Origin of the sequence: Leptotrichia wadei (assembly GCF_007990445.1) — a bacterium.
Classification (GTDB): Bacteria; Fusobacteriota; Fusobacteriia; order Fusobacteriales; family Leptotrichiaceae; genus Leptotrichia; species Leptotrichia wadei_A.
This window is the reverse complement of record NZ_AP019841.1, coordinates 132939-151018: the sequence shown is the minus strand read 5'-3', so window position 1 is coordinate 151018 and position 18080 is coordinate 132939. Positions and strand designations below refer to the sequence as shown.

Sequence of the window (18080 nt, the reverse complement as noted above, 5' to 3'; positions counted from 1 at the left end):
TTTAAGTCTATTATATTTCCTCATAAATCTTTTCAAGCATTTCTACAGATTTTTTCCACTCAAATTTTTTTGCCTGTTCCAATCCTTTTTGCACCATTTCTTTTTTTAGTTCATCATCTGACAAAATTTTTTTATATGCTTCAAAAATTTCATTTTCATTAAAAGGATCTACCAACATTCCAGCATTTCCTGCTACTTCAGGCATTGAAGAAATATTTGATGTGATTACCGGTGTTTTTGATGCCATAGCCTCTAATATCGGCATTCCAAAACCTTCATATAAAGATGGAAAAACAAAAATCTGTGCAAGTTTATAAATAGGAACTTTATCTTCTTCATCAATATATCCAGTAATTATAATATCCGTTCCCATTGATTCAATCAGTTTCATAATATTATCATATTTCCAGCCTTTTCTTCCCACAATCACAAGTTTTAAATCATCATTAATTTCCTTTTTATATTTTTTAAACGCTTTCACAATTCTTTCAATATTTTTTCGGGGTTCAATTGTTCCCAAATATAAAATATAATTTTTGGGCAAATTATACTTTTTTCTAATATTTTCAAGTTCAGATTCAGAATATTTGTAAGAATATTTTTGTAAATCAATTCCAGGAGTTACAATTTTTATCTTTTTTTCATCTATATTAAAATGTTTAATAATATCAGCTTTAGCACTTTCAGAAATAGTTATAATTAAATCAGATCTTTCAGCAGCATATTTATATTCGCTAATAGTTTTCATACCACCCATAGTTTCAGGTGCAGAAAAAAATACAGTATCGTAAATTGTAACAATTACTTTTCCTTTTATATTTTTAGGAATTATAAAATTAAAAAAATGATATATATCAGATTTTGTATTCATCAAAAAATTATGGCTTATTTTTAATTTTTGAGTTAAAATGCTATAAATTCTATATGAAATAAATTTATTTTGCTTTATTTTTATATCATAGTTAATTTGTTCCTTAACATTATGCCTATTCATAAAATTTATAAATTCACCAGTATAATCATTCTTATTATTTTGAACCAATCCTTTTACAATATTAAAAATATACCAGCCAACTCCTGTTTTAGGTCCTACAGCCCACTGAATTTCAAGTGAAATTTTTTTTCTTTCCATATTTATATAACTCCTTTTTTATAAATTCCATATTTAAATTACTTTACTTTAAAAGTATGATTATACAATTTAAAATATTTATCCCTTATCACATCATTTCCAAAATTACTATAATAGTATTCTTTAAAATTATAACTTTTATTCTTTTTTAAATAATTTAAAATTTTATTTTCTAAATTTATAACATCATTCTCTACTAAAAATTCCTTATTAATAATAACTTCAGGAATTGCCGATACATTTGAAGCAAAGACAGGCTTATCATGCAAATATCCTTCGATAATAGGAAGCCCAAAACCTTCCCCATATTTTGCCAAAACTGTAACAATATCACAGTCTTTATAGTATTTTCTTATTTTTTCATCTTCTAAAAATCCCATTAATTCAATATTATCTAATTTTTTATTTTTTATTTCATCTCTATATTTTTCAATCAAAGGTCCTTTTCCAGAAACCTTTATTTCAAAATCTTTATTTCTTTGGGCAAGTTCAATAAGTAATTCTAAATTTACTCTTTCTTCAATACTTCTTACTGTAAATATTTTTACTTTTTTAGAATCCCAGTTCTCGTTTTCAAATTTTACTTTTACTTTTTCAAGTGGAGTAGTGTTATAAATAATAATAAAGTTATCTTTATTATAAAGTGATTCTTCTTTTGTAAATTTCGATATAAAATGCACTAATTTACTTTTTTTATAGACTGCTTTTTCAATAAATTTAAAAATATTTTTAAATCTATGATTGGTTTGGGATGATAAATAAAAAAGCCCATCATGAACAGTAAATATATCTGTTTTTTTCAAAAGAAAAAAACTCATCAAATAATTATGAGAATGAATAACACATTCAGCATTTCTACACAATTTATTTAAAAATGTATTTAATTTAAAAAATCTAAATAAATCATGCTTTATTGATATACATTTTATATCATTCCAAAAAAATTCCTCATCTTTTTCACCAAAAAATAAATAATATTTTTTTACATTTTCTGGCAATGCCATAGATTGAGATAATATAACATTTTCTACTCCACGTTTATATATAAGTGGATTATTAAATCCAAAATATATAACAATTTTATCTTTTCCCATACTCTTTTTTAAACTTCTTTCTATATTTTATAAAAAATTATTTGTGATAATTTAAATAAATTATCTATTATCCAAAAGTAAAATATCAAATAATTCCTTCCAATTTTTACAAAATGGTTTTTCAATATTTTTTTCAAAATTTCCATCAAATTCTATATTTTTCATATTTTCATCATCATTTATCAACATTTCTATCTTTTCAGCTAATTTTTCAGCATTATCAGGCCCAAAAAACATCACTTTTTCATAAGTTCCCAGTGTTTCATGCGCATATTCCAAATCTGCCAAAATTATATTTTTACCAAATGCCTTCGCTTCTGAAATAGGCAATCCCCAAGTTTCTAGTTTAGAAGGGAATATCACTGTTTCTATTTTACTATAATATTTCATCAAATTTTCTCTTGTTTGTAATCCAATAAATTCAATACATTTTAAACGGCCATATTTTTCAACAATTTCCTTTGAATAAATATTTTCACTTCCATCTATTGTCAAATATACCTTAAAATTTTCAATATTTTTATTTTCTAATATTTCAACAGCTTTACAAATGACTTCAAAATTTTTAAAAATTCTAGGAAATGAAGGATATAAAAAACTATTTTTTACTATTTTTGTATTTTTACAATTATTATTTGAATCATCTATAACAACATTAGGATGAGCAACAACCACATTTTTTATTTTAAAAATTTTCTTAAATCTTTTTCTAATCCAGTCCTGCTGAACCACAACAAACTTATTTTTTTTAATATTAATTTTGTAGATATATTTATAAAATCTAGAAAACATAAACATCTTAAATTCATTAATCATATCTTTTATCTTCATATCATAAAAAATAATAGGATTATGACAATAAACTGCTCTTTTGTCTGCTGCTACATTCGAAGTCATATCATGCAATGAAAACCATAAATAAGGCTTTAGTTTCTTTGACAATCTTTTGAAATAAAAATATTCATAATAAAATCTCTTTAAATAACTTTTTTTAGAATCCATAAATTCAATAAACTTTATTTTTGAATCAAATTCAGAAAAAAGTTCCCTGTTATGTACAAGAGCCACTATTTCATAATTTTCTAAAAAATATTTCTCTACACATCTAAGGCATTCCTTATAAATGGTCAATGGACCGCCTTCAATCAGGTTTATTCCCGATAAAACTATTGTTTTTTTGTTCATAATATCTCCTGAATTTTTTTAAATAAAAAATCATAACCAACTTAAATAACCATAATTAAAAACATTTTATTCTTAAAACTTTATCCTAATTTTACTTTTACTTTTTTTCCATTAAATGCTATTCCTAAATGTAAAATATCCTTTACTTTTCTTTGTTTCATTTCTGTTTCATATTTTCTGTCTTTTATTTGATTTAATGCTTCATCTGCAGCTTTTTCCATGGATTTGTTATCATCTGTTTCAGATACCTTAAATTCAAATATAAATCCTGGCTGCAATTTATTTAAAGGAAACATTAGTACATCTGTTCTTCCATATCCTTCTTCTATATTTGATTTTATGCTATATTCACTGTCTAAATACAAAAGCATTCCTAAAATTAGATTATGATAAAATTTTTCTTCTTTTGCACCATCATGATAACTCATAGAATTTAATAATATCTTTTGTAAAAGTTCTGCATATTTATCAATATCTTTTAACAATAACGCATTTATCATTTTTTTGAATAAACTTTTGTTTTCAGTATAATTATACTCCAAAAATTTTTCTTTAAAAAATGATTTCACTTCATAATTCGGAAGTTTTAAAGAATACGTATATTCATCTATTTTTTTATCAATTGTCAAATAGCCACTAAATAGCATTAATTGCCATATTTCTTGAGAATTTTGCATATTGTTCATTTCAGAAGATACATTTATTGACTGTATTGAACTTTTTCCATTAAAAATATTTAATAATCCATCAAACATTGATTCATTTGCCTCTTTTAGCAATCTTAATATTGTAAGATCTGATGCTGTATTTATCCAGTATGATTCGGTTTTTCCGTTTTTTAAGTATTTTAATATGCTCCAAGGATTATAAATTTCAAAATTTCCAAATTTATACCCATTATACCATTTTTTAACTTCTCCAATTTCATCTTTCAATCCATATTCTCTAACAGCTTTTTCCACTTCCTTTTCAGTAAATCCAAAAGTGTCAGAATAGTGATCATCAAGCACCGTATAAGTCTCGATATTATTGAGTCCTGAAAATATTCCTTCTTTTACAACCTTTAAAATACCTGTAAGAACTCCCATTTGGAGATAATCATTCGTTTTTAACACAGAACTATAAAGTGCACTAAAAAAATTTATTGCCTCATCATAAAATCCTTTCTCATAAGCATTTATAAGAGGAGCATCATACTCATCTATCAAAAGAATAACTTTCTTATTATAATAACGATATAGATATTTAGAAATATCCAACAATCCCTTTTCATAATTTCCATCTTCTTCATAAAATATTTTATCAAATTTCTTTTTGTTTCTATCATCAAGACTTTCTCGTATAAAACTATATCCATCATACAAATCTGAAATCACTGATTTTATACCTTTAAGACATTCTTTCCATGTATCGTGCTTCAGATCTTTAAGTGTAATAAAAATCACAGGATATTTCCCTTGATATTTCATATATTCACTATTTGAAATATATAATTCAGAAAAAAATTTCTCATTCTCTTCTTTATTTTCAATATTAAAAAAATATCTCAACATAGACAAAGTCAATGTTTTCCCAAATCTTCTAGGACGTGTAAATAACTTTACCTTAGCACTGTCTTTCAATATCTCTTCTATAAATGCAGTCTTATCAACATAAAAACTTCCTTGTTCAATAATTTCTCCAAAATCTTCAGTACCTATTGGTAATCCTCTTTTCATAATAAACCTCCAGCCTTTTTTCATTTTTGCTTATAGTTTATTATACTATTTTTGATAAGAAAAATCTATTATATTGCAAATTTTAAAGAATGAGAGTAAAATATTTTTGATCACGGTTATTTAGTTGTCATTGTGCTGTTAGTGATTTATTGTTTTTTTTTGTTGAATACAAATAATTTAGAAAAGATATAATTCAATACAATTACAATAATATTTGATAAAATCTTGATTCCCACACTAAATATTCCCTGTTGTGAATAACTAATGTCTTTTACCACAAAACAATCTATCCCAACTACAACAAAAATCTGATCAATAATCGCAGTTAAACCTCTTGCTAATATAAATTATATAAATTCTTTGATAGCCTTTTTACCATTATTTTTACTTTCAAAAACCCATATTTTATTAGTAAAGTATTGAAATAAAATACAAATAATAGTGTCTAATACATTTCCGAGACCTGTTGATATTTTAATAAACTAATGTTTAATAGCATAACTGTTATTCCGAAAATAAGTTATAGAAGAGTTTCTTTATTTTAAATTATTTTATTACCAGAAATTATAAATTGTCTTCTTTAGGTATTTTAAATAAGTCACTAATTGCCTCATTTGTTGCTATTCTTTTTATTATCTCAGCAAACATTTTACTAGTTGTAAGTATTCTTAACTTATTAAAAATCTTGTCTTCAGGCAATTCTATACTATCTGTTATTACAACTTCTGTAAATGCTGAATTTTTTAATCTTTCAATTGCTGGACCTGAAAATACTGCGTGAGTTGCACATCCATAAACTTCTGTCGCACCTTTGTCTATCAATGCCTGAGCTGCATTACAAATTGTTCCAGCTGTGTCGATCATATCATCTATCAAAATTGCTTTCTTACCTTTTACATCTCCAATTATGTTCATAACTTCTGATACATTCGCTTTTGCTCTTCGTTTATCAATTATTGCAAGTGGTGTATGCAACCAGTTTGCCAATCCTCTAGCTCTTTTTACTCCTCCAACATCAGGCGATACTACAACTGTATCTTCTGGACTGAATCCGTATTTTATAAAGTGTTTTGCTAAAATTGGCAATGCTTCCATATGGTCTACTGGAATATCGAAGAATCCTTGAATTTGTCTTGCGTGTAAATCCATTGTAATTACTCTTGTCGCTCCTGCTACTGTCAATAAATTTGCAACTAATTTTGATGTAATTGGCTCTCTTGGACTTGCTTTTCTATCTTGTCTTGCATATCCGTAATATGGAATTACTGCTGTTATTTCTCTTGCTGAAGCTCTTCTCAACGCATCAATAAATATCAATAATTCCATTAAACTTTCATTTACTGGTTTTGAAGTTGATTGAATAATAAATACTTTACAACCTCTAACACTTTCATTCGATTTTACAAAAGTTTCTCCATCTGCAAATTTTACTATCTGATTTGAAGATAAATCTATTTCAAGGTACTCTGCTATTTTTTTTGCTAATTCTTTACTCGATGACCCCGCAAAAATTCTTATTTTTTCTTTATCTTCTTTACTCAAAGCTATCATTTTATTTGTTCCTTTCCATCAGTCCATTTTTCTATTTTTTCTCCTTTTACAATCCAAGCATTTTTAGAAATCAAAAACATTGGCGTATCAGAATGATGATCTGAATAAAAATTTTCTATTTCTCCATTTGGAAATTTTTCTTTAAATCTTTTTACTTTCTCATTTCCATAACAATTTAAACTATTAAATTTCCCTGTTCTCTTATCAACTTTAGTTGCAATTAAATTAATTTCTAATTTGTCAGTTATTGGTTTTAACAGCCATTCAGGCGAAGCTGAAACGACAACATCTTTTTCATTTTTTTGATTTAAATACCAATTTTTTATTTTTTTTTCATTTCTTTCCCAAAATTTTTTTATTTCATCATCTATGTTTTTAATTCCGTTTAAAAATAAAAAGAAAAATTCTTTATATCTTTCTTTATTTATAATTTTTAAATGATATAAAATTATCCCCGAAAACTGTTTAGGAAAATATCTTAATAATAGTAAATTTCTTTTTATTGAGAAAATATAAAAATCTAATGTGCTATCACCATCATATATTGTTTTATCAAAGTCATATACATTCATTAATACTTAACTCCTAAAAAATAAAATTTTTATAAAAAAATATTATTGTTACTAAAATATAAACTATAACTAAACTTATTAACACTTTATCCGATAAAAGTACTTCAACAGGATCTCCATCGCTTTCTCCCAATTCAATAACATAACTATATCGTAAAAAAATGATAATTACTAAAGGAACTGTCCATATAAATAAATCACTTCCAACAACGTCAGTTGTTTTTTTGTCAACAGTCCATAAAGAGTAGAATACCAATGTTAATGCCATAAAAATACTCATTTTTTTATCTAAAAATTCATAAGAATATTTTTTCAAAACTTCCCTAGTATTTTTATCCCCTTTTATTTCTAATTCGCCTCGTCTTTTACCAAATCCCATATAAAATGAAAACGTTATAACTATTAAATATAACCAATATGATATTGGTACATCTGTAATTTCTCCACCATATAAAACTCTAAGTAAAAAACCTGCAGATAAAAGTACTAAGTCTAAGATAGGTTTATTTTTTAATCCTAAACTGTAAGATAAATTTATAAAAAAATAACTTATTAAATATATCGTTGATATGGAAAATAATTTATTTCTATTTCCAAAATAGTGGAAAGTGAGTGATAATATAAATAAAAATATTGAAAAAATAATAGCATTTCTTTTAGATATTTGTCCTGAGGCTATTGGTCTCTTACATTTTTTAGGATGCTGTCTATCTTTTTCAGCATCCATAGTGTCATTTATAATATAAATTGTTGAAGAAATAAGTGAAAATGCTAAAAAAGCAAATAAAACATCAATTATTTTGTTTAAAATGTTAATTTCTTTTGAAAAAAATAAAGGTGCAAGTATTAATCCATTTTTTAAATAATGTTTTGGACGCATTAATTTTATATAATTTTTTATCATTAATATAAATCCTTTCTTGGCAAGATAGATAATTTTTAATAAATATATTAAAAATATTTTAATTTTTGTTATCTATTTTGTTTCATTTGTGTATTTTCTAAAATAAATAACAACTATTATTAATTATTGAAATAAATTCATTAAATAATATTTTGAATCTTTTCATAATCTTCAGGAATTCCTATATCAATAAATATTGTATCTGACAAATAACTTATAAAATTCATTTCATCAAAATATTTTTCCATAATATCATTTTCAAAAGAAAAAATTTCCTCTGTTTTTACATCTTTAAAAAAATTTTTCTTTATTATATATGTTCCTATATTTATATTTCCTTCATCACAATACTGTTTTTCCCTGAAACCTACTATTTTATCATTTTCACTTAAAACTTGGCCATATCTGTCAAATTTTCTCATAGTCTTTGTTGCTATTGTTAAGTCTGCTCTATTCTTTAAATGTTTTCTCATCATTTCCACTAAATTGACCTTTGAAAATGTATCGCCATTAACGATTACGATGTTGCTTTCTGTAGTTAATTCCAATGCTTTTTTTATTGCTCCGCCAGTTCCTAAAGAGTTTTCCTCTATTGAATATTCAATTTCAATGTTCTTATACCTATTTCCAAAATATTCTATAATTATTTCTGCTTTATAACCGACTGCTAATACTGCTTTACTTATTCCTTGATCAATTAACTCATTTAATAAATACTCCAGGAACGGTTTATCCTTCACAGGAGCCATTGGTTTAGGAACATCAGAAACAACTGATCTTAGTCTAGTCCCTTTTCCTCCTACTAATACTATAGCTTCCATATTACTAAAAACCTTTCCCAAATATAGCTTCTTCTACAATTGCACATATCATATGTTCAATCAGAAGATGAGATTCTTGAATTCTTGGTGTTTCAGTTGATGGTACTTTAATAACATAATCACAAAGTTCATCCATTTTCCCAATTTTTTCTCCTGTCAATCCAACTGTTAGTATACCTTTTTCTTTGCACACTTTTAATGCTTCAACTATATTTTTAGAATTTCCAGAAGTTGAAATAGCAAAAAATATATCTCCTTCATCTCCATTTGCTTCTAATTGTCTTGCAAAAACTCTATCATATCCATAATCATTCCCAATTGCTGTTAAAATCGAAGTATCTGTCGTTATTGCTAATGATTTCAATCCTGGTCTATCAAAATAGAATTTGCTTACAAATTCTCCTGCCATATGTTGAGCATCTGCTGCACTTCCTCCGTTTCCAGCAATTATTGTTTTTTTACCATTCTTATAAACTTCTATTGTTTTTTCTCCAACTTCTTTTATTAATTCTATTATTTCCTCATTTTCTAATATCATTTTTTTTGTTTTATAAGAATCTTCAATTTGCTTCTTTATAAAATTTTTCATAACTTTTACCTCCTTGTTTATTTATCATTCAATGTCCAGGCTTCAATTCCCTTATCAGAAAATGAAAATTCCATTACATTGCCTTCATATTTCTTTAATGCTTTTTTTATCTGAATACGTTTCAAAGGATCAATTACAAACATCATAAATCCTCCTCCTCCTGCTCCAGAAATTTTCCCGGCTTTCGCTCCGTTTTTTATAGCTTCCTCATAAATTTCTTCTATTAAAGGATTTGAAATTACAGAAGCTGTCTTTTTCTTCGCATTCCATCCATTTCCAAGACATTCAGTAAACAACTCAAAATCTCCTTTTAAAACAGCTTCTTTCATTATCAATGCATTTTTCTTTAGTTCATGCATTCCTTCTATACTCCTATTATCTTTTTTAGTTGCATTTTTTACCTGTTCATCTATTATTTTTGCAGAATCTCTAGAAGTTCCTGTATAAAATAATAGCATTCTATGTTCCAACTCATTTTTTATCCAATTTTTTATTCTTAATGGATTTACAATAACCCTGTCTTTCTCATAAAATTCCATAAAATTAAAACCACCAAATGTAGCGGCATATTGATCCTGTTTCCCACCACTTAATCCTATATCAATTCTTTCTATTTTATATGCTAAATTAGCAATATCATATTCCCCTAAAGGTAATTTTAGCCATTCTACATATGCATTAAGTATAGCAACTACCATTGTTGATGAGGACCCTAATCCTGAACCAGCTGGCGCTTCTGAAAACGTAGTCATTTTAAAAGCCGGTAACGGTTCTCCTCTATTAAAGTCTTTAACTATTCTATTATATACACCTTTATGTAAATCCAATAATCCATCTAATTCAATGTAACTCTTGATATTTGTTTCATATTTTTCATTACGGTCAATTGCTTCAAAAGTTATATTTCCATTATCAGTTTCTTCTATTGTACAATAAGAATGCATATTAATAGTTGCATTTAATACATAACCTCCAAATTCATCGCTGTATGGAGACACATCTGTTCCACCACCTGCTAACCCTAATCTTAAAGGGGCTTTACTTCTAATTACCATTTTTATTACTCCTTTCTTTTTAATAATATTTCGTGTAATAATTTTATTTTATTTGTTTACAAATATAAAAAATTTATTTAAAATAAAAGTTAATGCAATAATAATGATTGTTAAAACAATTCGGCTCAAATATATTGGATATTGCAATATACTTACACATATATAAAATAAAAAATTATCTAAAATTAAAGAAACTATTCGCATTCCAACAAATTTTAAAAATTGCTCATTTATAATTTTAGTTTTTTTTATTTCAAAACTTTTGAACACATAATATTTATTGAAAATATAGTTAATTACAACTGCTATAAAGTAGGATATTATATTTGATAAGATATAATATACTCCTAGATCAATAAATAATTTTAATAGTAGTATATTTATTCCAACTGTTATTGCACCAAAAAATAGATATCTTATTAACTCTTTAGCATCTTTTGTCATTTCTCTCCTTAATTGCTTCATCAAAATATGTCTCATATCCTAAAGCACACTTTTTTGTATTATAAATTTTTAATATTTCTTCTCTAGTTTTTGTATATTTAGATGGATCTTCTAGAATTTTTAAAATACATTCAGCAAGTTGATTTGCATTTCCTCGTTCATGTATAAGTCCCATACCTGTATTTTGAACAATTGTTCTTACTCCGTATAAATCAGAAGATACAACAGGAGTCCCACATAACATTGCTTCGACTTGAACTAAACCAAAAGCCTCCAACGGATTAACACTTGGTAATACAAAAACATCAAGTGAAGAATAAAAAAATTGCATTTCATCATCAGATATTTTTCCTAAGAATCTTATATTTTTTAAATTATTGTCATTTATAAACTTTTTTAATTTAGGATAAATACTTCCTCCTGCTATATTTTTATAATCTCCTCCTATTAATAGTTCTACATCACTCCTTTTTGTTTGAATTATTTGATAAGCTTTTATTAGCACATCTATTCCCTTTTCCATAACAATTCTTCCACAAAATCCAATGATTTTCTTATTTTTATTCTTCTTAATTTCTACTGGAAAAAATTCTTTTATAGTTGTTCCAACTTCTACTAATTTTTCAGTATATCTTGAAGCTAATTTTGAATGTTTTCCGTAATCAAGACTAGCATTTAAGATTTTATAAGAATTTTTTAAACATAATGAATTTGAAAAATTCATTATAATTTTTATAAAACTATTAAAAATGCCCTTTTCTAAATCAATATCACAATGATATGTTGTAATGATCCTTTTTTTCTTTAAAAATGTACTGATTAATCCTGCTTCTAACATTGGAATATGCATATTAATAACATCAAATTCATTAGAAATTTTAATAGCTTTAAAAATAAAATCTGTACTTACCATTCCTTTATTTATTTTAAATAATATTTTTGCTCTTACTATTCTTACTTTATTTATAATTTCTTCACTTAAAATTTCTTTTGAATTATGATTTTCACATAAGACTGTAACTTCATGACCTTTTTCCGCAAAGTATTCTGCTAATATTCTGACAGTTTCAGATAAACCACTTATATATGGATAATAATAATTAACTATAAATAGTATTTTTTTTTTCATTTTTTCTCCTTTACTTATTTTTTAATTTAGTTATCTATTAGATAGTTAATACTTATTTTACATTTATCTTTATTCCTCTAACTTGAACTCCGAAATTTCTTGTATCATTTTTTACAGATGTTAAAGGATCTTTCATTTTTAATAAAATCTTGTAATTTTTATTTGGTTTTAAAATAAAATATTTAGTTTTTACTTGGTTAGGAGATTTTCCACTGCCGATTAATTGATTATTCATAAAAATATCAATACTTTTATGAATATTTTTTATTCCTTTAATTTCAATTACTAGTTGAATAGTTATATTATTATTTGAATGATTTTTTAATGATATTTCTGCTTCTTTATTAGTTATCCATCTAAATGGGATACCAGTTTTGCCTTCTATTTCAACTATATCAAATCCTTTTCCAATTTTTAGACTTATGTTATCTATTTTGCTTGATTTTTGAACTAATCTATATTTTCGATTTTCCCAATAGATTTTTTTGTTTTCTTTTATTATATCTAAAGCATCTGAATCATTATCTTTTATTTCAAGATAATAATCACTGTCTTTCATTGGAATATTTTTCATTTGTTCTAATGTTCCTGTATAATAACTTCTCCCTGTTATAGCTAGTTTTTCTGGATTTAAAAAATCTGTATAATAAGAAAATCCCTTGATTCTCACTTTATTATTTTTTAACGCATACACTCCAGCATGTACATCATTTCCAGTACCAGGTATATCTACAATGCTACCTTTTGGAAGTTTTTCGCCTACTTTTCTTAGTTCCATTAGACTTTTATCATAAAAAAAATATTTTTGTCTTGATAAAAATAATGTATTGCTTAAATTTAAAATTACAAATAGAATTATCAATTCAACTGCAATTATTTCTAATACATTTTTTATTTTTTCATTTTTTAAAAAGTCAAAAAATTGTTGTATAAAATAAGTTATTATCATAAAAGCAACAGGTATGATACCTAATAAAAATTTATATTCTCCATATGCAAAATTTACTTTTCTAAAATAATAACCATATGAAATAAAGAAAAGTAATATAAGAATAAAAATTATGTTTAATTTATTAATCCTTTTAAATAGTATGAAAAATACTACACAAATACCAATTAAAAGATAACATATTGATAATCCTAATACTACTCTTTCCCATGTATTAAAATCTTTAGCAGATATTTTAATATTATAAATAGTTTTACTTCTAATTAAAAATCCTAATATATTAGGAATATATAAACTTGGTGAAATCATAGTTCCTTCAAAAGGGTCAATATTACTTACTTTTTGAAAAACTTGAGTTAAGACTACTAGATTGAATTTAACAGCTTTAAACATTCCTAGTGGAGAAATAGGAAATGATAGTAAGCATCCTAATATAAGTTCATATATTTTTTTTAAAGATTCCTTCTTATTTTTGTTTCCTAAAAAAATAACACTACAGGTAATAAAAAAATATGTGAATAATATTGTTCCAAATTCTGCATATATACTTAAAACTCCTGCAAGAGAAAAACCTAATAAAAATTTTTCTTTTTTTATTTGCTTATTTTTTACAAAATCTATCATAATTCCTAAAAATAAAATCATTCCAGAAATTCCAAAGAGTTGTGGTGTATATTGCATTCTTTGTAACTCAAATATTAATAAACTGCTAGAACAAATTAACATATAAAATAAGACTGTTTTTTTCTTTATTCCAAGTACATATTTTAAAAAAAATGCTGATGTCATAGGAAGAATACAACTAATTGCTATACCTAATGAATAATAAACTTGATGAGGTTCCAAAAATAAAAGTCCCATTATTTGAGAACCTAAAAATTCTGTTCCTGTTCTAGTTTCTCTTATCATATATGTAGCTAAGGAATAATAAGGTACATTAGGATTTATTGATAATAAACTTTTAAAATTTCTAAAACTATTATGTAGTAACCAATCCATACTACTTAGATAAAATGCAATATCATTGTTTATAATTCTTGGACTATTTAGTGAGAAAATTTTTAATGAAGGTATTGATACAATTATTCCTGCTAGTAGAGATAATAATAAATACCCTTTCATTTTTTTATAAAAAACTTCTAGTGCGATAAAAACTTTTTTCCTATTAATATATCCTATAATTGAAAGAATTATTAAAAATAACCAAGAAGTATATTTCATTGAGAAAATAAAAATTAAGAATTCTCCAAAACAAACCATCGTTAAAGCACCTAAAATGGGTGTTATTAATAAAAAATTAGCATTTGTTAAATATTTTTTTTCTATTCCTATAATTGATAAAAAAATAATTCCAACCAATATAAAAAACAAAAATAATATTATTCCTAATAATAAAGTCATATGTTCCTCCAATCTTAATTTAATTTTTTACTTATTTTCTATTATTTCTAAAAACTTTTTTTCTACATTAACTAATTTATAATTATTTAATTGTTTTTTTTGGTTTTGAATAATTTGCTCTTTTAATTCTTTGTTTTCAATTATTTGATTTATTAATTCTGCTATCATTAAGTAATTTTTCTTATTTACTAAAATACCCGATCCACCTAATGTTTCTTTTATGGCACTACTGTTATATGCTAAAATTGGAATATTAAAATACATACTTTCAACTAAAGGTACACAAAATCCTTCATGTTCGCTCATACATAAAAATAAATCCGATATTTTATAATAAGCTAAAAGTTCATCAAATTTTATATGTCCAGAAAATATTACATCTTCTTCTAAATATAAATCTTTAACTAAATTTTTTAATAATTTAGAGTATTTTTCAAAACCACTATCATTTCCTACTAAAATTAATCTCGAGTTTTTGTTAATATATTTGTTATAAAAATAAAAAGATTTTATTACATCTTCTTGTGATTTATTTGGAGCAATCCTTCCAACAAATAAAATGTTTATTTTATTATCATTATATTTTTGTAATATTTTGAGATTTGCATCTTTTTTATAATCTTCAAAAGATATAAAAACAGGAACTACTTCTACATTCTTATATCCCAATTCTAAAAGTTCATTTTTATTATATGTTGAATCTGCAATACTATAATCGATATATTTTTGTGCATATTTTAATCCTTTTCTTCCATATTTAACACTATTATAAGCAATTTTATTATAATTTTTAAAATATTTACTAGGAGTTATATTATGATAGCGCATAACTTTTTTACATTTTAATTTTTGTAAATCATAAGTTATTTTAGTTCCAATAGCTTTATGATATATTACTACATCTGATTCTTTTAAATTTTCTTTTTCTATATCTTTATATTCTTTAACTCTATTTTTTAATCTGTTGTCTATTCCAATTGAATAAATACTAGTAAGATATCCTTTTTTTTTAAGAATTCTATCTATATTTAGCGCATCGTTACTTACTGCATCTCCGTAACTTATATTAGATAGAACCTGTATTATTTTCATTTTGTTTTCCCTCCTTTTCTTTTGCGTATACTCTATTTTTTATTTCTTGTATTTCTTTTTCTTTTATAACCAAACTTTTTTCTAATTTTTCTAACTTTTCATTATAACAATCTAGAATTCTAACTATATTCCCATTAATAGTATTTTGTTCTTCATAAATTGGTTTTACATATGGTCGAACTAATTTTTTTATTATCTTTTTTCCAAAATATTTTAAATTACCTAATAAACCTTTACTTTTTTGTATTTTTTTTTCTAATTCAATTTCAGATAATAAATATAATTCTAATATATCCTTTTCAATACTATCTTCCTCTTCAATATAGATATCTGATTTTTCAAAATTAACATTTCCTATATAATCTCTACTATTTATATTCTCATTAATTTTTTTTACTAGTTTTTCTTTTTCTAATAAATCTATATTTATTTCAAAATCTTCATTATTTATATTCAATTTTTCTCCTTTAAATGTTTAAATTCATGTTTTATTCTATAAATTCCTATATCATTTAGTTTACTATATACTCTTATTTTTTTTATTTTTTTTATAAAATCATAGTGTAATCCAAACTCATCATGTAAAGAAATATCAATAAAGTATTCTCCTCGTAATAATTGTAATTCGTTAATTCTTATTTCTATTATTCCATTTTCAAATATACTAATTTTTTTAAAATTATCAATGTATGTATTAGTTCCATAACAATTTAATCCGTCATCTCTAAAAATACCGAATCCTACTACAGTATCTTTTAAATCTACTTTATTTTTTTTATAATTTATTTGAATTATTAGCCCTTCATTTGAATTATAAACATTGGTATTTTCATAATTAAAATTACATATTTTTACATCAACAATTTCAATCTCTTTATTCCCAAATCTATTATCAGTTTCAATTGATTCAAAATTTCCCTCAGTCTTTTCTTTAGACATAATTCTGTTTAAATATAAATTAACTATATCATGAGGATTCCCTTCTTTGGTTATTACGCCTTTTTCAATCCATATAGCCCTATTACATAATCTTTCAATTGATCCCAAATCATGTGATACTATCACGATTGTAATACCACTTTTTTTTAACTCCAACATTTTATTAAAACACTTAGCTTGAAACCTAGCATCACCAACTGCTAAAATTTCATCAATCAACAAAATATCCGCATCAACGTTTATCGCAACAGAAAAAGCCAGTCTCATATACATTCCTGAAGAATATGTTCTAACAGGACTATCTATAAACTCTTCTAATTCAGAAAATTCTATGATATCATCTAATCTAGCATCTATTTCTTTTTTCGTAAGTCCAAAAATAGAAGCATTTGTATAAATGTTTTCTCTTCCAGTCATATCAGGATGAAATCCTGCTCCTAATTCCAAAAGACTTGAAATCTTTCCATTTATTTCTATTTTCCCTTTATCAGGATAAATTATTTTTGTCATCAATTTTAATAATGTACTTTTTCCACAGCCATTATGTCCAACTAATCCAACAACTTCTCCTTTTTCAATTTCTAACGTTACTCCTTTTAAAACTTCATGTCTTGTATAACTATTTCTCTGTTTAAAAAAAAGCAATCTTTCTTTTAAAGTATGTCCTTTATCACTATATATTTTAAAGCTCTTTTCTACATTCTTTACATTTATTACAATATCTTTCGCCATTATAGTTCCTCCGCAAAGTTTTTTTGTAATTTTTCAAATACAAAATATCCAATGATAATCATAATTATTCCATAAATTAATATTCCACCAAATGCATTAAAACTTGGCATTCGTTTATAATATAGAATATTTCTATAAAAATTAATTATTCCTGTCATCGGATTCAAATAAAACCAAAAACGAAATCTTTCTGGTATCATTTTAATTTCATAAACTATTGGAGTTAAATAAAACCATATCATCACTATAATATTTAAAATATATTCTAAATCTCTAAAATATACATTTAAAGCAGAAAATATAAAAGTCATTCCTAATACTAGAATATATTGCATAATCATAGCAAGTGGTAAAAGTAATACATATTTGCTAAACCCAATACCACTGACCAATATTGTCAATAACACAACTATCATACTGTAAAACATATTCATGAAAGCAGAATTTACTGTTGAAATAGGTAGTATAATTCTTGGAAAGTATATTTTTTTTATCAAATCTTTATTCATCAAAATACTTGTAGACCCTGCTTGAATACAAGTAGCAAAAAACAACCAAGGAATTAATCCAATAAATAAATATATATAAAATTTATCTATATTAACTTTCATAATTGTTGAAAATACTATCGTATAAACAATTAACTGCAAAAGCGGATTTAAAAAAGTCCACAAAAATCCCAATACTGAACCTTTGTATCTAACTTTTAAATCCTTCTTTACCAAATTTGAAAGCATCTCCCGATAATCATACAACTCTTTTATAATTTTCAT

The 18080-nt window shown here is 24.6% G+C and carries 18 protein-coding genes; all 18 read right to left on the bottom strand.

Annotated features, from left to right (window positions below; all coding sequences use genetic code 11):
* Positions 1-10: 10 nt before the first annotated feature.
* A complete protein-coding gene (locus FVE74_RS00760) occupies positions 11-1132 on the bottom strand; it encodes a glycosyltransferase family 4 protein (RefSeq protein ID WP_147002768.1) in 1122 nt (373 codons plus the stop codon).
* A gap of 38 nt (positions 1133-1170) precedes the next feature.
* The gene (locus FVE74_RS00755; RefSeq protein ID WP_147002767.1) at positions 1171-2226 is read right to left on the bottom strand and encodes a glycosyltransferase family 4 protein; all 1056 of its coding nucleotides are present in this window, start codon (positions 2224-2226) and stop codon (positions 1171-1173) included.
* Positions 2227-2286: 60 nt separating this feature from the next.
* Positions 2287-3411 (bottom strand): glycosyltransferase, encoded by a 1125-nt coding sequence (locus FVE74_RS00750; protein ID WP_147002766.1) that lies wholly within the window; start codon positions 3409-3411, stop codon positions 2287-2289.
* 80 nt (positions 3412-3491) lie between these two features.
* Complete coding sequence (locus FVE74_RS00745; RefSeq protein WP_147002765.1) at positions 3492-5129, bottom strand: AAA family ATPase; 1638 nt, start codon at positions 5127-5129, stop codon at positions 3492-3494.
* Between the two features lie 347 nt (positions 5130-5476).
* A complete protein-coding gene (locus FVE74_RS12265; RefSeq protein ID WP_232054094.1) occupies positions 5477-5560 on the bottom strand; it encodes a hypothetical protein in 84 nt (27 codons plus the stop codon).
* Positions 5561-5693: 133 nt separating this feature from the next.
* Positions 5694-6680, bottom strand: a complete 987-nt coding sequence (locus tag FVE74_RS00735; RefSeq protein ID WP_147002764.1) for a ribose-phosphate diphosphokinase — start codon at positions 6678-6680, stop codon at positions 5694-5696.
* A complete protein-coding gene (locus FVE74_RS00730; protein ID WP_147002763.1) occupies positions 6677-7252 on the bottom strand; it encodes an HAD-IB family phosphatase in 576 nt (191 codons plus the stop codon). Before FVE74_RS00730 ends, FVE74_RS00735 begins: the two co-directional genes overlap by 4 nt.
* Positions 7253-7265: 13 nt before the next feature.
* Entirely contained in the window at positions 7266-8156 is an 891-nt protein-coding gene (locus FVE74_RS00725) for a decaprenyl-phosphate phosphoribosyltransferase (RefSeq protein ID WP_232053974.1), read from the bottom strand.
* A 140-nt stretch (positions 8157-8296) separates the two neighbouring features.
* Positions 8297-8977 carry a nucleotidyltransferase family protein gene (locus tag FVE74_RS00720; RefSeq protein WP_147002762.1) on the bottom strand — a complete coding sequence of 227 codons (681 nt, stop codon included), beginning with the start codon at positions 8975-8977 and terminating at the stop codon, positions 8297-8299.
* Positions 8978-8981: 4 nt separating this feature from the next.
* On the bottom strand, positions 8982-9566 hold the full coding sequence (locus FVE74_RS00715; protein ID WP_147002761.1) for a D-sedoheptulose-7-phosphate isomerase: 585 nt from the start codon (positions 9564-9566) through the stop codon (positions 8982-8984).
* A 17-nt stretch (positions 9567-9583) separates the two neighbouring features.
* A complete protein-coding gene (locus tag FVE74_RS00710) occupies positions 9584-10621 on the bottom strand; it encodes a dehydrogenase (RefSeq protein ID WP_147002760.1) in 1038 nt (345 codons plus the stop codon).
* A 48-nt stretch (positions 10622-10669) separates the two neighbouring features.
* Entirely contained in the window at positions 10670-11065 is a 396-nt protein-coding gene (locus tag FVE74_RS12260) for a GtrA family protein (protein ID WP_172617422.1), read from the bottom strand.
* Positions 11049-12194, bottom strand: a complete 1146-nt coding sequence (locus FVE74_RS00700; RefSeq protein ID WP_147002758.1) for a glycosyltransferase — start codon at positions 12192-12194, stop codon at positions 11049-11051. Before FVE74_RS00700 ends, FVE74_RS12260 begins: the two co-directional genes overlap by 17 nt.
* A gap of 52 nt (positions 12195-12246) precedes the next feature.
* Positions 12247-14544, bottom strand: a complete 2298-nt coding sequence (locus tag FVE74_RS00695) for a hypothetical protein (protein WP_147002757.1) — start codon at positions 14542-14544, stop codon at positions 12247-12249.
* Positions 14545-14571: 27 nt separating this feature from the next.
* Positions 14572-15636 (bottom strand): glycosyltransferase, encoded by a 1065-nt coding sequence (locus tag FVE74_RS00690; RefSeq protein ID WP_147002756.1) that lies wholly within the window; start codon positions 15634-15636, stop codon positions 14572-14574.
* Complete coding sequence (locus FVE74_RS00685; protein WP_147002755.1) at positions 15611-16093, bottom strand: hypothetical protein; 483 nt, start codon at positions 16091-16093, stop codon at positions 15611-15613. Before FVE74_RS00685 ends, FVE74_RS00690 begins: the two co-directional genes overlap by 26 nt.
* Entirely contained in the window at positions 16090-17307 is a 1218-nt protein-coding gene (locus tag FVE74_RS00680; RefSeq protein WP_147002754.1) for an ABC transporter ATP-binding protein, read from the bottom strand. The genes FVE74_RS00685 and FVE74_RS00680 overlap by 4 nt, the downstream gene beginning before the upstream one ends.
* Positions 17307-18080: an ABC transporter permease gene (locus FVE74_RS00675; protein WP_147002753.1), complete on the bottom strand. Its 774-nt coding sequence runs from the start codon at positions 18078-18080 to the stop codon at positions 17307-17309. The genes FVE74_RS00680 and FVE74_RS00675 overlap by 1 nt, the downstream gene beginning before the upstream one ends.

What these genes read in the sequence shown, in the direction of transcription:
- FVE74_RS00745 (WP_147002765.1), bottom strand. Translation starts at nt 5,129, where the DNA reads ATGAAAAGAGGATTACCAATAGGTACTGAAGATTTTGGAGAAATTATT.
- FVE74_RS00730 (WP_147002763.1), bottom strand. Translation starts at nt 7,252, where the DNA reads ATGAATGTATATGACTTTGATAAAACAATATATGATGGTGATAGCACA.
- FVE74_RS00755 (WP_147002767.1), bottom strand. Translation starts at nt 2,226, where the DNA reads ATGGGAAAAGATAAAATTGTTATATATTTTGGATTTAATAATCCACTT.
- FVE74_RS12260 (WP_172617422.1), bottom strand. Translation starts at nt 11,065, where the DNA reads ATGACAAAAGATGCTAAAGAGTTAATAAGATATCTATTTTTTGGTGCA.
- FVE74_RS00750 (WP_147002766.1), bottom strand. Translation starts at nt 3,411, where the DNA reads ATGAACAAAAAAACAATAGTTTTATCGGGAATAAACCTGATTGAAGGC.
- FVE74_RS00690 (WP_147002756.1), bottom strand. Translation starts at nt 15,636, where the DNA reads ATGAAAATAATACAGGTTCTATCTAATATAAGTTACGGAGATGCAGTA.
- FVE74_RS00760 (WP_147002768.1), bottom strand. Translation starts at nt 1,132, where the DNA reads ATGGAAAGAAAAAAAATTTCACTTGAAATTCAGTGGGCTGTAGGACCT.
- FVE74_RS00680 (WP_147002754.1), bottom strand. Translation starts at nt 17,307, where the DNA reads ATGGCGAAAGATATTGTAATAAATGTAAAGAATGTAGAAAAGAGCTTT.
- FVE74_RS00725 (WP_232053974.1), bottom strand. Translation starts at nt 8,156, where the DNA reads ATGATAAAAAATTATATAAAATTAATGCGTCCAAAACATTATTTAAAA.
- FVE74_RS00675 (WP_147002753.1), bottom strand. Translation starts at nt 18,080, where the DNA reads ATGAAAATTATAAAAGAGTTGTATGATTATCGGGAGATGCTTTCAAAT.
- FVE74_RS00735 (WP_147002764.1), bottom strand. Translation starts at nt 6,680, where the DNA reads ATGATAGCTTTGAGTAAAGAAGATAAAGAAAAAATAAGAATTTTTGCG.
- FVE74_RS00720 (WP_147002762.1), bottom strand. Translation starts at nt 8,977, where the DNA reads ATGGAAGCTATAGTATTAGTAGGAGGAAAAGGGACTAGACTAAGATCA.
- FVE74_RS00715 (WP_147002761.1), bottom strand. Translation starts at nt 9,566, where the DNA reads ATGAAAAATTTTATAAAGAAGCAAATTGAAGATTCTTATAAAACAAAA.
- FVE74_RS00700 (WP_147002758.1), bottom strand. Translation starts at nt 12,194, where the DNA reads ATGAAAAAAAAAATACTATTTATAGTTAATTATTATTATCCATATATA.
- FVE74_RS00710 (WP_147002760.1), bottom strand. Translation starts at nt 10,621, where the DNA reads ATGGTAATTAGAAGTAAAGCCCCTTTAAGATTAGGGTTAGCAGGTGGT.
- FVE74_RS00695 (WP_147002757.1), bottom strand. Translation starts at nt 14,544, where the DNA reads ATGACTTTATTATTAGGAATAATATTATTTTTGTTTTTTATATTGGTT.